The organism is Streptomyces durmitorensis (assembly GCF_023498005.1).
Classification (GTDB): Bacteria; Actinomycetota; Actinomycetes; order Streptomycetales; family Streptomycetaceae; genus Streptomyces; species Streptomyces durmitorensis.
The window spans coordinates 4,113,576-4,127,206 of sequence record NZ_CP097289.1; the positions used below are offsets into that span (position 1 = coordinate 4,113,576).

A 13,631-nucleotide genomic window follows, 5' to 3' on the forward strand; every position below is an offset into this window, starting at 1 on the left:
TAGTCGTTCCACCCCGCGCTAGCGGCGCTTCGACTTCCGGTCGTCCTTGACGTGGCCGCGGAAGGTGCGAGTCGGCGAGAACTCGCCGAGCTTGTGGCCGACCATCGCCTCGGTGACGAACACCGGGATGTGGGTCTTGCCGTTGTGCACCGCGATCGTGTGGCCCAGCATGGCCGGGACGATCATCGAGCGACGGGACCAGGTCTTGATGACGTTCTTGGAACCTGCTTCGTTCTGGACATCCACCTTCTTGATGAGGTGTCCGTCGACGAAGGGTCCCTTCTTGAGACTGCGCGGCATCTAAACCCGCTCCTAGCGCTTCTTGTTCGTCTTGCGGCGGCGGACGATGTACTTGTTGCTCGCCTTCTTCGGCGAACGAGTACGACCCTCCTTCTGACCCCACGGCGAGACCGGGTGGCGACCACCGGAAGTCTTGCCTTCACCACCACCGTGCGGGTGGTCGACCGGGTTCATCGCCACACCGCGAACGGTCGGGCGAACGCCAAGCCAGCGCTTACGGCCGGCCTTGCCCCAGTTGATGTTCGACTGCTCGGCGTTGCCGACCTCGCCAATGGTGGCGCGGCAGCGGACGTCGACCAGACGGATCTCACCGGACGGCATACGAAGGTGGGCCATGGAGCCCTCCTTCGCCAGCAGCTGCACGGAGGCACCCGCGGAGCGGGCGAACTTCGCGCCGCCGCCGGGCCGCAGCTCGATGGCGTGGATGGTCGTACCGACCGGGATGTTGCGGAGGGCCAGGTTGTTGCCCGGCTTGATGTCCGCGCCCGGTCCGTTCTCGACCCGGTCACCCTGCGACAGGTTGCGGGGGGCCAGGATGTAGCGCTTCTCGCCGTCCGCGTAGTGCAGAAGCGCGATGCGCGCGGTGCGGTTCGGGTCGTACTCGATGTGCGCGACCTTCGCCGGCACGCCGTCCTTGTCGTGACGACGGAAGTCGATCACTCGGTAGGCGCGCTTGTGTCCGCCACCCTGGTGGCGAACGGTCACACGACCGGCGTTGTTACGGCCGCCCTTGCTGTGCAGCGGGCGGACCAGCGACTTCTCCGGCGTGGACCGCGTTACCTCGACGAAGTCGGCGACGCTGGAGCCACGACGGCCCGGCGTAGTCGGCTTGTACTTGCGGATTCCCATTTCTCAGTCCTCGTCCGATATTCGGACCAGGGCGCTCCGTTAGGAGGCCTGGCCGAAGATGTCGATACGGTCGCCCTCAGCAAGGGTCACGATCGCGCGCTTGGTGTCAGCGCGCTTACCGAACCCCGTGCGGGTGCGCTTGCGCTTGCCCTGGCGGTTGATCGTGTTGACCCCAGTGACCTTGACCGAGAAGACCGCCTCGACGGCCTGCTTGATCTGGGTCTTGTTGGCGCCGGGCGCGACGACGAAGGTGTACTTGCCCTCGTCGAGGAGCGCGTAGCTCTTCTCAGAGACGACCGGCTTGACGAGGACGTCACGGGGGTCCGTGAAGCTCTTGCTCAGCGGCGTCTCAACGGTGTTCTTGCCCTCGGTGGCGTGGCGCTTCGCCTTGGCGAGGCGCGCGGCCTTGGCGGCCTTGGCCGCCTTGGGGGCGATGCTCGGGTGACGCGTAGCCATCAGGCTTCGCTCCCTTCGGTCTCATCGGCCTTGGGGCCAGACACGAAGGACTCGAAGGCGGCCTTGGTGAAGACCACGTCGTCCGAGACGAGCACGTCGTACGTGTTCAGCTGGCCCGGCTCCAGGATGTGCACCTGGGGCAGGTTGCGGGCGGAGAGCAGCGAAGTCTCGTCCGCACGGTCGATGACCAGGAGCACGTTCTTGCGCTCGCTGACCTTGCCGAGCAGCGTCTTCGCGGCCTTCGTGGAGATGTCGCCCTCGACCACGTTGGTGACAACGTGGATACGAGCGTTGCGGGCCCGGTCGGTGAGGGCGTGGCGCAGGGCCGCGGCCTTCATCTTCTTCGGGGTCCGCTGCGAGTAGTCACGCGGCTGCGGGCCGTGGACGACGCCACCGCCGGCGAACTGCGGCGCACGGGTCGAACCCTGGCGGGCGCGGCCGGTGCCCTTCTGGCGGTACGGCTTCTTGCCACCACCGCGGACTTCACCGCGGCGCTTGGTCTTGTGCGTGCCCTGACGGGCAGCTGCCAGCTGAGCGACGACGACCTGGTGGAGAAGCGGGATGCTGATCTTCTCTACGTCGAAGATCTCCGCGGGGAGCTCGACCGTCCCGGCCTTGTCGCCTGCCGGCGAAAGGATGTCAATGGTGCTCATCGGTTCCTCAAACCCCCTTGGCCGCGGTACGGACCAGGACGAGGCCACCGTTCGGACCGGGGACTGCGCCCTTGATCAGGAGCAGACCCTTCTCCGCGTCAACGGCGTGAACGGTCAGGTTCTGGGTGGTGACCCGCTCGTTGCCCATACGGCCCGCCATGCGGAGGCCCTTGAACACACGGCCCGGGGTGGCACAGCCACCGATGGAACCGGGAGAGCGGTGCTTGCGCTGGGTACCGTGACCCGCGCCGAGTCCCTTGAAGTTGTGACGCTTCATGACACCGGCGAAGCCCTTGCCCTTGCTCTTGCCCGTGACGTCAACCTTGACGCCGGACTCGAACACCTCGGCAGTCACCTCCTGGCCCAGCGTGTACTCGCTGGCGTCAGGGGTGCGGATCTCCACCAGGTGGCGGCGGGGAGTCACGTCGGCCTTGGCGAAGTGACCCTTGAGGGGCTTGTTCACCTTGCGAGGGTCGATCTCGCCGAAGGCGATCTGGACCGACTCGTAGCCGTCGGAGTCATTCGTACGGACCTGGGTAACGACGCAGGGCCCGGCCTTGACGACGGTGACCGGGACGACACGGTTGTTCTCGTCCCAGACCTGGGTCATGCCGAGCTTCTCGCCCAGGACGCCCTTGATCTGCTTAGTCATCTGTCCGCGCCTCTCAGAGCTTGATCTCGATGTCGACGCCGGCCGGAAGGTCCAGGCGCATCAACGAGTCAACGGTCTTGGGAGTCGGGTCGAGGATGTCGATCAGGCGCTTGTGCGTGCGCATCTCGAAGTGCTCGCGCGAGTCCTTGTACTTGTGCGGCGACTTGATGACGCAGTACACGTTCTTCTCAGTGGGCAGCGGCACCGGGCCTGCGACCGACGCACCAGTGCGAGTCACCGTCTCGACGATCTTCTTCGCCGAAGAGTCGATGACCTCGTGGTCGTAGGCCTTGAGCCGGATGCGGATCTTCTGTCCCGCCATGGCTACTTGGTAGTCCTTTGTCTCGAACGCTCTGGCTCCCGGGAGGCCCTTTTTTCTACTTCCTCCGACCCACGCGGTCGGGCGTGTCGCAGTCCCGCTCACGGAGATTTCCCGAAGGATTTCCCTGCTAGGGGCTGCGGCCCAGCTGACCGCGGGTCCGGGGGAAGAAACCCACCGGGCGCCTGGTTAAGTCTCCGCACCGCACTTCCCAGAAGATTCCCGTACGTCCGCTCCAGCGCTGCCTTTCGGCAGATGGGGCGACGAGTACTGTGGGACTCGCTTCCGGTCCTCCCGGCGGGAGGCGCGCAGCATCGGCACTCAACCGAGCAACCTGGACAGTGTGCCACACCTGGGACGCCGAAGGCCAATCGGGCCGAGCTGTCAAGCTGCCACGGCCGACATCGCGTACGCAAAGAGCCGCACGCAAAGAGCTGTACGCAAAGAGCCCCGCCCACCCGAAGGTGGACGGGGCTCTTCGCTGCGCTCAGTTCAGAGCGACCGGGTCTCCCCGATCAACAGGCAAGCGGAGCTTACTTGTTGATCTTGGTGACCTGGCCGGCGCCGACGGTCCGGCCACCCTCACGGATGGCGAACTTCAGGCCCTCTTCCATCGCGACGGGCTGGATGAGCTCAACGGTCATCTCAGTGTTGTCGCCCGGCATGACCATCTCGGTGCCCTCGGGGAGGGTCACGACGCCGGTCACGTCCGTGGTGCGGAAGTAGAACTGCGGGCGGTAGTTGTTGAAGAAGGGGGTGTGACGGCCACCCTCGTCCTTCGACAGGATGTAGGCCTGGGCCTCGAACTCGGTGTGCGGCGTGACCGAACCGGGCTTGATGATGACCTGGCCGCGCTCGACGTCCTCGCGCTTGATGCCACGGAGGAGCAGACCGACGTTCTCACCGGCCTGGCCCTCGTCGAGCAGCTTGCGGAACATCTCGATGCCGGTGACCGTGGTGGTGGTCTTCTCGGTCTTGATGCCGATGATGTCGACGGTCTCGTTGACCTTGAGGATGCCGCGCTCGATACGACCGGTGACGACGGTGCCACGACCGGTGATCGTGAAGACGTCCTCGATCGGCATCAGGAACGGCTTGTCGACGTCACGCTCGGGCTCCGGGATGGACTCGTCGACAGCCTTCATCAGGTTGAGGACGGACTCACCCCACTCCTTGTCGCCCTCGAGCGCCTTGAGCGCCGAGACCTTGACGACCGGCAGGTCGTCGCCCGGGAACTCGTACTCGGAGAGGAGCTCACGGACCTCGAGCTCGACGAGCTCCAGGATCTCCTCGTCGTCCACCATGTCGGCCTTGTTCAGGGCGACGACGATGTACGGAACGCCGACCTGGCGGGCCAGGAGCACGTGCTCCTTGGTCTGCGGCATCGGGCCGTCGGTGGCGGCGACCACGAGGATGGCGCCGTCCATCTGCGCGGCACCCGTGATCATGTTCTTGATGTAGTCCGCGTGACCCGGGCAGTCGACGTGCGCGTAGTGACGCGTCTCCGTCTGGTACTCGACGTGCGCGATCGAGATCGTGATACCGCGCTGGCGCTCCTCGGGAGCCTTGTCGATCTGGTCGAAGGCCGAGGCCTCGTTCAGCTCGGGGTACGCGTCGTGCAGCACCTTGGTAATGGCGGCCGTGAGGGTCGTCTTACCGTGGTCAATGTGACCGATGGTGCCGATGTTGACGTGCGGCTTAGTCCGCTCGAACTTTGCCTTCGCCACTGAATCCTCCTGCGGAGTGGTTCTGTACGCCTTGCTTCATCGGCGCCAGGTGATCTTTGCTGGGATACCCGGGGCCCGGGGCACCCGTCCCGAAGAGGGTCGGAATGCCCCGGAGGCTCCGGAGTCAAGCCTAAAGCGTCAACTCGGGTGAGTTACTCGCCCTTGGCCTTCGCGATGATCTCCTCGGCGACGTTCCGCGGAACCTCGGCGTAGGAGTCGAACTGCATCGAGTAGCTTGCGCGACCCGAGGTCTTGCTGCGGAGGTCTCCGACGTAGCCGAACATCTCCGAGAGGGGCACGAGGCCCTTCACGACACGGGCGCCACTGCGCTCCTCCATGGCCTGGATCTGGCCACGGCGGGAGTTGATGTCGCCGATGACGTCGCCCATGTAGTCCTCGGGCGTGGTGACCTCAACGGCCATCATCGGCTCGAGCAGCACGGGCTTGGCCTGACGCGCGGCCTCCTTGAACGCCTGCGAACCGGCGATCTTGAAGGCGAGCTCGGAGGAGTCGACCTCGTGGTAGGCACCGTCGAGAAGCGTGATGCGAACACCAGTCATCTCGTAGCCCGCGAGGATGCCGAACTGCATGGCCTCCTGCGCACCGGCGTCAACCGACGGGATGTACTCCCGCGGGATACGGCCACCGGTGACCTTGTTCACGAACTCGTACGACGCCTCGCCGCCCTCGATGGGCTCGATCGCGATCTGCACCTTGGCGAACTGACCGGTACCACCGGTCTGCTTCTTGTGGGTGTAGTCCACGCGCTCGACGGCCCGACGGATCGTCTCGCGGTACGCGACCTGGGGCTTGCCGACGTTCGCCTCGACGCGGAATTCGCGCTTCATGCGGTCGACGAGCACCTCGAGGTGAAGCTCGCCCATACCACCGATGATGGTCTGGCCGGTCTCCTCGTCCGAGTGCACCTGGAAGGAGGGGTCCTCCTCCGAGAGACGCTGGATGGCTACACCCAGCTTCTCCTGGTCACCCTTGGACTTGGGCTCGATGGCGACCTGAATGACCGGCGCCGGGAAGTCCATGGACTCCAGGATGACCGGCTTCTTGTCGTCACACAGCGTCTCACCGGTGGTGGTCTGCTTCAGGCCCATGACGGCGACGATGTCACCGGCGCCCACCGACGCGATCTCCTCACGCTTGTTCGCGTGCATGCGGTAGATCTTGCCGATGCGCTCCTTCTTGCCCTTGACGGAGTTCAGCACCGCAGTGCCGGCCTCCAGGCGACCGGAGTAGATCCGGACGAAGGTGAGCTTGCCGAGGTGCGGGTCGCTCGCAATCTTGAACGCGAGAGCCGAAAGCGGCTCCTCGTCCGAAGGCTTGCGCTTGACGATCGTCTCGGGGTCCTTGACGTCGTGGCCCTCGATGGCCTCGACGTCCAGGGGGGAAGGCAGGTAACGCACGACCGCGTCGAGCAGGGGCTGGACGCCCTTGTTCTTGAACGCGGTGCCGCAGAACACGGGGGTGACGGTGGTGTCGCCGCCCTTGCCGGAGGCGATGGTGACGCGGCGGATCGCCTCGTACAGCTGCTCCTCGGTGGGCTCCTGGCCCTCGAGGTACAGCTCCATCATCTGCTCGTCGTTCTCGGCGACAGCCTCGAGCAGCTTGCCGCGCCACTCGTCGGCGGCCTCGACGTGCGTCGCCGGGATGTCGACGATGTCGTACGCCTCGCCCATCTTGGTCTCTGCGGACCAGACGAAGGCCTTCATCGTGACGAGGTCGACGACGCCCTTGAAGTCAGCCTCTGCGCCGATGGGCAGCTGCATGACGATCGGGGTCGCACCGAGGCGGTCGATGATCATGTCGACGCAGCGGTGGAACTCGGCACCCGTGCGGTCGAGCTTGTTGACGAAGCAGATGCGCGGGACGCCGTAGCGGTCAGCCTGACGCCACACGGTCTCGGACTGCGGCTCGACACCGGCGACGCCGTCGAACACCGTCACGGCACCGTCGAGCACACGGAGCGAACGCTCTACCTCGACGGTGAAGTCGACGTGGCCCGGGGTGTCGATGATGTTGATCGTGTGGTCGACGTCGTTCAGCGGCCAGTGACAGGTGGTGGCAGCAGAGGTGATCGTGATGCCACGCTCCTGCTCCTGCTCCATCCAGTCCATGGTGGCGGCACCGTCGTGGACCTCACCGATCTTGTACGAGACACCGGTGTAGAACAGGATCCGCTCGGTGGTCGTCGTCTTGCCCGCGTCGATGTGAGCCATGATGCCGATGTTGCGCACCTTGGCCAGGTCAAGTGAAGTGGTAGCCATATCGGCTCAGTCTTCTCTCGGTCTCGATGTGGGTAGCGACTACCAGCGGTAGTGCGCGAAGGCCTTGTTGGACTCGGCCATCTTGTGGGTGTCCTCACGCTTCTTCACAGCGGCACCAAGGCCGTTGGAGGCGTCGAGGAGCTCGTTGAGGAGACGCTCGGTCATCGTCTTCTCGCGACGGGCGCGGGAGTAACCCACCAGCCAGCGCAGGGCCAGCGTGTTGGCGCGACCGGGCTTGACCTCGATCGGAACCTGGTAGGTCGCACCGCCGACGCGGCGGGACTTGACCTCGAGGGTCGGCTTGATGTTCTCGAGCGCGCGCTTGAGCGTGATGACCGGGTCGTTGCCGGTCTTCTCGCGCAGGCCCTCCATGGCGCCGTACACGATGCGCTCGGCGGTGGAGCGCTTGCCGTTCAGCAGCACCTTGTTGATGAGGGAGGTCACCAGAGGAGAACCATAGACCGGGTCGATGATGACCGGGCGCTTCGGGGCGGGGCCCTTACGAGGCATTTCTACTTCTCCTTCTTGGCGCCGTAGCGGCTGCGGGCCTGCTTGCGGTTCTTGACACCCTGGGTGTCAAGGGAGCCGCGGATGATCTTGTAACGAACACCCGGCAGGTCCTTCACACGGCCACCACGCACGAGCACGATGGAGTGCTCCTGCAGGTTGTGTCCCTCACCCGGAATGTAGGCCGTAACCTCGATCCCGGAGGTCAGACGCACACGCGCGACCTTACGGAGTGCCGAGTTCGGCTTCTTCGGGGTGGTCGTGAACACACGCGTGCAGACGCCGCGGCGCTGGGGCGAACCCTCGAGTGCGGGCGTCTTGTTCTTCTCGACCTTGTCCTGCCGGCCCTTCCGGACCAGCTGCTGGATCGTAGGCACTACTTCTCCGGTTTCTGTGTGCCGAATAGTAAAGCTAACCTGAAACATCGCCGACCCACGCGGTCGGGTGTGTCGAATGCTGCAGACTCCCGCCGCAAGGCGAGGAGGGGCGCAGATTACGGTGGCCGTTCACGGACTCACGATGCGGTTGAGGACACGCGCGCGAGCCCAGGCACACCCCAGGCACAAGGTCTGAGCGTACCTACCTCATCGGGTTCGGTCAAAACAAATGCGGTGGGGGGCGACACGCCGGGCATCTGGACGGATCAAGGACACCGCAGAAAGGCCTTGATCAGCCTGGCGTCTGCCTGGTCCTTCGACCTAAGCGAGCGCTCTTTCCAGGCGAGGATCTGAGGCAACGGGCAGAACGGGACACCACGCACCCACTCGGCACCATCGATCAGATCATCCGGATCAGGCGTTCCAGGCAGCCAGCGATCGAAGACTTCGATGTCCCCGCCGAAGAGCAACACCATGCGGCCATGACCGGACGGCGCCACGACTGGATCAGCCATCCCCGCAACCATCTTCCAGGCAGCTCCCCGCGCGACGAGATCCAGGTCTCCGATCCGGTCCCTGATGCCATGTGCCAGCAACGGCCCGCTTCCAGCCACCACGTAGTCCGTGGTCGGCAGGTTGAGAGACAGGAGCTTCTCGACCAAGGGGTGCTCTCTCAGCTCCAAAGCGGCGTCTCCTAAAGGACGGGCAGCCCGACCGCTGAGCGAGCAGCCATGCTCATCGCCAGTGAAGCGATGACACTGGCCAGCGTACCGATGAGGAAGTACTCCGAGGCGTGCTTGCCGTGGTCACTCGTAGGCACACGGGCCAGCGACTTCGCCGCGAGCACCAGGGCCGCCGCCTCCGGCTGGCCGGCCGCGAGAAACGCAAAGAGAAGCCCCCGCTCCAACAGACCGATCGCCCGTCCGGCGCTCATGAATTCCACGGCAGCCCGTCGCTCCGGGCTGTCCGGAAGAGCCAATATCTCCGCGCGTACGGGGCCAGTTGCCGCCTTGGCGAGTGCTCCACCTCCGAATACGGAGATGAGCGCCGCCGAGAGGAAGACCGCCACCCCGTCACTCAGCACCAGATCGACGCCCAACGATCCCGATGTCTCGCCAGCTGACCACACCCCCAGGCCTACGGCACCGACAAAGACCGCCACGCTCACCCTTCGCGTCTGCGCCAGTCGCCCCACGGACAGTGGGAGCGCGAAAGAGAATCCCATCTCCGGCATGCCTGCCGGGTGCTTCCACAACACCGCACCCAGGGACAGCAGAGCCGCGACTGCCAGAGTGAGCCACGGCTCGCCTTCATCGCCGTACGGAGCAACCGCATAGCCACCGTAGGCGAGCGTGAACAGGACCATGAGCCAGGGCCTGGATCCCTGCCACGCGAGACCCAACGGGACCAGCACCGCTGCCGCCAAGCCGAAGGAGAGCCGAGCCGTCTCCACCCCGATCCTCCAACTCCCGCGGCAAGCAGCGCACTTGGACCAACGTTGCACGGCATCCTAACCAGCGGAAAACGCCGAAGGGCGGCCACCCCCGAAGGGATGACCGCCCGTCAACTCAAACAACTGCCTGGCAACGCCTACTGGTTGTAAGGCCCGTAGTCGTAGTCCTCCAGCGGAACAGCCTGGCCGGAGCCCGTGCCGAAGGGCGAGTAGTCGATGTCGTCGTAACCGACGGCCGAGTACATCGCAGCCTTGGCTTCCTCGGTCGGCTCCACCCGGATGTTGCGGTAGCGGGACAGGCCCGTACCGGCCGGGATGAGCTTACCGATGATGACGTTCTCCTTGAGGCCGATCAGGGAGTCGGACTTGGCGTTGATCGCCGCGTCCGTCAGGACCCTGGTCGTCTCCTGGAAGGAGGCGGCCGACAGCCAGGACTCCGTTGCCAGCGAGGCCTTGGTGATACCCATCAGCTGCGGACGGCCGGAGGCCGGGTGGCCGCCTTCCGTGACCACACGACGGTTCTCGGTCTCGAACTTCGAGCGCTCGACGAGCTCGCCCGGCAGCAGCTCCGCGTCGCCGGACTCGATGATCGTCACGCGGCGCAGCATCTGCCGGATGATGATCTCGATGTGCTTGTCGTGGATCGACACGCCCTGGCTGTTGTAGACCTTCTGGACTTCGCCGACCAGGTGGACCTGGACCGCGCGCTGACCGAGGATCCGCAGCACGTCGTGCGGGTTGGTGGCACCGAAGGTGAGCTTCTGGCCCACCTCGACGTGGTCACCCTCACGCACGAGGACCTTGGCACGCTTCGAGATCGGGAAGGGAGTCTCGTCGCTGCCGTCGTCCGGCGTGACGACGATCTTCTTGGTCTTCTCGGTCTCCTCGATACGGATGCGGCCTGCCGCCTCCGAGATCGGGGCGACACCCTTGGGCGTACGAGCCTCGAAGAGCTCGACGACACGGGGCAGACCCTGGGTGATGTCGTCACCGGCCACACCACCGGTGTGGAACGTACGCATCGTCAGCTGCGTGCCGGGCTCACCGATGGACTGGGCGGCGATGATGCCGACCGCCTCACCGATGTCGACCAGCTTGCCGGTGGCGAGCGAACGGCCGTAGCAGAAGGCACAGGTGCCGACCGCGGACTCACAGGTCAGGACCGAACGGGTCTTGACCTCCTCCACGCCGTTGGCGACCAGGGCGTCGATGAGGACGTCACCGAGGTCGACGTTGGCCGGCGCGATGACCTTGCCGTCGATGACGACGTCCTCGGCCAGCATGCGGGCGTACACCGAGGTCTCGACGTTCTCCGTCTTGCGGAGCACACCGTCCTCGCCCTTGACCGCGATCTTGAGCTTCAGACCGCGCTCGGTGCCACAGTCCTCCTCGCGAATGATGACGTCCTGAGAGACGTCGACCAGACGACGGGTGAGGTAACCGGAGTCGGCGGTACGGAGAGCCGTGTCCGCAAGACCCTTACGGGCACCGTGCGTGGAGATGAAGTACTCGAGGACCGAGAGGCCCTCACGGAACGATGCCTTAATCGGGCGCGGGATCGTCTCGTTCTTCGCGTTCGACACCAGACCACGCATACCGGCGATCTGACGCATCTGCATCATGTTTCCTCGGGCACCCGAGTCAACCATCATGAAGATGGGGTTCGTCTTGGGGAAGTTCGCGTTCATCGCCTCGGCAACCTCGTTGGTCGCCTTGGTCCAGATCGCGATGAGCTCCTGCGTGCGCTCGTCCTTGGTGATCAGACCGCGCTCGTACTGCTTCTGGACCTTCTCGTCCTGCGCCTCGTAGCCCGCGACGATCGCCTTCTTGGCCTCGGGGACCACGACGTCGGAGATGGCCACGGTGACACCGGAACGGGTCGCCCAGAAGAAGCCCGCCGCCTTCAGGTTGTCGAGCGTCGCCGCCACGATGACCTTGGGGTAGCGCTCGGCCAGGTCGTTGACGATCTCGGAGAGCTGCTTCTTGCCCACCGAGTAGTCGACGAACGGGTAGTCCTCGGGCAGCAGCTCGTTGAAGAGCGCGCGGCCCAGGGTCGTACGCAGCCGGAAGCTGTCGCCCTGCTGGTACTCCGGCTCGCCCTCTTCGACGGCCGGCGGGGTCCAGCCGCGCGGCGGGATGGTGCCCACCGGGAAGCGGATGTCGACCTTCGCCTGGAGCGAGAGCTCCTTGGCGTCGAACGCCATGGTCGCCTCGGCGGAGGAACCGAACGAACGGCCCTCACCGATGACCTTGCGCTCTTCCTCGTCCGTCGTGAGGAAGAAGAGGCCAAGGACCATGTCCTGGGTCGGCATGGTGACGGGACGGCCGTCTGCCGGCTTCAGGATGTTGTTCGAGGACAGCATCAGGATGCGGGCCTCGGCCTGCGCCTCCGCGGAGAGCGGCAGGTGCACGGCCATCTGGTCACCGTCGAAGTCCGCGTTGAACGCGGTGCAGACGAGCGGGTGGATCTGAATGGCCTTGCCCTCGACCAGCTGCGGCTCGAAGGCCTGGATGCCGAGGCGGTGCAGCGTCGGCGCACGGTTCAGGAGAACCGGGTGCTCGGCGATGACCTCTTCCAGGACGTCGTACACGACCGTGCGGCCGCGCTCGACCATGCGCTTCGCCGACTTGATGTTCTGCGCGTGGTTGAGGTCAACCAGGCGCTTCATCACGAACGGCTTGAAGAGCTCCAGAGCCATGGCCTTCGGCAGACCACACTGGTGCAGCTTCAGCTGCGGGCCGACGACGATCACGGAACGCGCGGAGTAGTCCACACGCTTACCGAGAAGGTTCTGACGGAATCGACCCTGCTTGCCCTTGAGCATGTCGCTCAGGGACTTCAGCGGGCGGTTACCGGGACCGGTGACCGGGCGACCACGACGACCGTTGTCGAAGAGGGCGTCCACGGCCTCCTGGAGCATGCGCTTCTCGTTGTTCACGATGATCTCGGGCGCACCGAGGTCGAGAAGGCGCTTCAGGCGGTTGTTGCGGTTGATCACGCGGCGGTACAGGTCGTTCAGGTCGGAGGTCGCGAAGCGGCCACCGTCCAGCTGCACCATCGGACGCAGGTCCGGCGGGATGACCGGCACGCAGTCGAGCACCATGCCCTTGGGGCTGTTGCTGGTCTGCAGGAACGCGGAGACGACCTTGAGGCGCTTGAGCGCACGGGTCTTCTTCTGGCCCTTGCCGGTACGGATGATCTCGCGAAGCCGCTCGGCTTCCTCATCCAGGTCGAACGACTCAAGGCGCTTCTGCAGTGCAGCGGCACCCATCGAACCGTCGAAGTACGTGCCGAAGCGGTCACGCAGCTCGCGGTAGAGCAGCTCGTCACCCTCCAGGTCCTGGACCTTGAGGTTCTTGAAGCGGTTCCAGACCTCGTCGAGACGGTCGATCTCGCGCTGCGCACGGTCGCGCAGCTGCTTCATCTCACGCTCGGCACCTTCGCGCACCTTGCGGCGTACGTCGGCCTTGGCGCCCTCGGCCTCAAGCTCGGCCAGGTCGGTCTCGAGCTTCTTGGCGCGGGCCTCCAGGTCGGAGTCGCGACGGTTCTCGACCTGCTGACGCTCCACGGAGACGTGCGCCTCCAGGGAGGGCAGGTCACGCGTACGGCGCTCCTCGTCCACGAACGTGATCATGTACGCCGCGAAGTAGATGACCTTTTCGAGGTCCTTCGGGGCGAGATCAAGCAGGTAGCCGAGGCGCGACGGAACGCCCTTGAAGTACCAGATGTGCGTGACAGGCGCGGCCAGCTCAATGTGGCCCATCCGCTCACGACGCACCTTGGCGCGAGTGACCTCGACGCCGCAGCGCTCGCAGATGATGCCCTTGAAGCGGACACGCTTGTACTTACCGCAGTAGCACTCCCAGTCCCGGGTCGGACCGAAGATCTTCTCGCAGAAGAGTCCGTCCTTTTCGGGCTTGAGCGTGCGGTAGTTGATGGTCTCCGGCTTCTTGACCTCGCCGTGGGACCACTGTCGGATGTCGTCCGCGGTGGCAAGGCCGATCCGCAGCTCGTCGAAGAAGTTGACGTCGAGCACTTTGTCGTCAATCCCTCTTTCG

Annotated in this window: 13 protein-coding genes; all 13 read right to left on the bottom strand. The window is 65.1% G+C overall.

The annotated features are described in order from the left end of the window. Nucleotides 1-18 precede the first annotated feature (18 nt). Entirely contained in the window at nt 19-300 is a 282-nt protein-coding gene (rpsS, locus tag M4V62_RS18325; RefSeq protein WP_160506662.1) for a 30S ribosomal protein S19, read from the bottom strand. 12 nt (nt 301-312) lie between these two features. Beyond that, complete coding sequence (gene rplB / locus M4V62_RS18330) at nt 313-1,149, bottom strand: 50S ribosomal protein L2 (RefSeq protein WP_160506661.1); 837 nt, start codon at nt 1,147-1,149, stop codon at nt 313-315. A 39-nt stretch (nt 1,150-1,188) separates the two neighbouring features. Then, nucleotides 1,189-1,605: a 50S ribosomal protein L23 gene (rplW, locus tag M4V62_RS18335; protein ID WP_190084419.1), complete on the bottom strand. Its 417-nt coding sequence runs from the start codon at nt 1,603-1,605 to the stop codon at nt 1,189-1,191. Then, entirely contained in the window at nt 1,605-2,258 is a 654-nt protein-coding gene (rplD, locus tag M4V62_RS18340) for a 50S ribosomal protein L4 (protein WP_160506659.1), read from the bottom strand. Before rplD ends, rplW begins: the two co-directional genes overlap by 1 nt. Before the next feature lie 7 nt (nt 2,259-2,265). Continuing rightward, entirely contained in the window at nt 2,266-2,910 is a 645-nt protein-coding gene (gene rplC, locus M4V62_RS18345; protein WP_160506658.1) for a 50S ribosomal protein L3, read from the bottom strand. Between the two features lie 13 nt (nt 2,911-2,923). After that, nucleotides 2,924-3,232: a 30S ribosomal protein S10 gene (rpsJ, locus tag M4V62_RS18350; RefSeq protein WP_003948644.1), complete on the bottom strand. Its 309-nt coding sequence runs from the start codon at nt 3,230-3,232 to the stop codon at nt 2,924-2,926. Nucleotides 3,233-3,762: 530 nt separating this feature from the next. Further along, nucleotides 3,763-4,956 (bottom strand): elongation factor Tu, encoded by a 1,194-nt coding sequence (gene tuf, locus M4V62_RS18355; RefSeq protein WP_160506655.1) that lies wholly within the window; start codon nt 4,954-4,956, stop codon nt 3,763-3,765. Between the two features lie 152 nt (nt 4,957-5,108). Further along, nucleotides 5,109-7,235, bottom strand: a complete 2,127-nt coding sequence (fusA, locus tag M4V62_RS18360) for an elongation factor G (RefSeq protein WP_249588333.1) — start codon at nt 7,233-7,235, stop codon at nt 5,109-5,111. Nucleotides 7,236-7,274: 39 nt separating this feature from the next. After that, nucleotides 7,275-7,745 carry a 30S ribosomal protein S7 gene (rpsG, locus tag M4V62_RS18365; RefSeq protein WP_003974303.1) on the bottom strand — a complete coding sequence of 157 codons (471 nt, stop codon included), beginning with the start codon at nt 7,743-7,745 and terminating at the stop codon, nt 7,275-7,277. 2 nt (nt 7,746-7,747) lie between these two features. Then, complete coding sequence (rpsL, locus tag M4V62_RS18370) at nt 7,748-8,119, bottom strand: 30S ribosomal protein S12 (RefSeq protein WP_003948652.1); 372 nt, start codon at nt 8,117-8,119, stop codon at nt 7,748-7,750. A 266-nt stretch (nt 8,120-8,385) separates the two neighbouring features. Continuing rightward, nucleotides 8,386-8,781 (bottom strand): hypothetical protein, encoded by a 396-nt coding sequence (locus tag M4V62_RS18375; protein ID WP_249588334.1) that lies wholly within the window; start codon nt 8,779-8,781, stop codon nt 8,386-8,388. Between the two features lie 32 nt (nt 8,782-8,813). Next, nucleotides 8,814-9,485 (bottom strand): hypothetical protein, encoded by a 672-nt coding sequence (locus M4V62_RS18380; protein ID WP_249588335.1) that lies wholly within the window; start codon nt 9,483-9,485, stop codon nt 8,814-8,816. A gap of 224 nt (nt 9,486-9,709) precedes the next feature. Then, the gene (locus M4V62_RS18385; protein ID WP_249588336.1) at nt 9,710-13,609 is read right to left on the bottom strand and encodes a DNA-directed RNA polymerase subunit beta'; all 3,900 of its coding nucleotides are present in this window, start codon (nt 13,607-13,609) and stop codon (nt 9,710-9,712) included. Nucleotides 13,610-13,631: the final 22 nt, after the last annotated feature.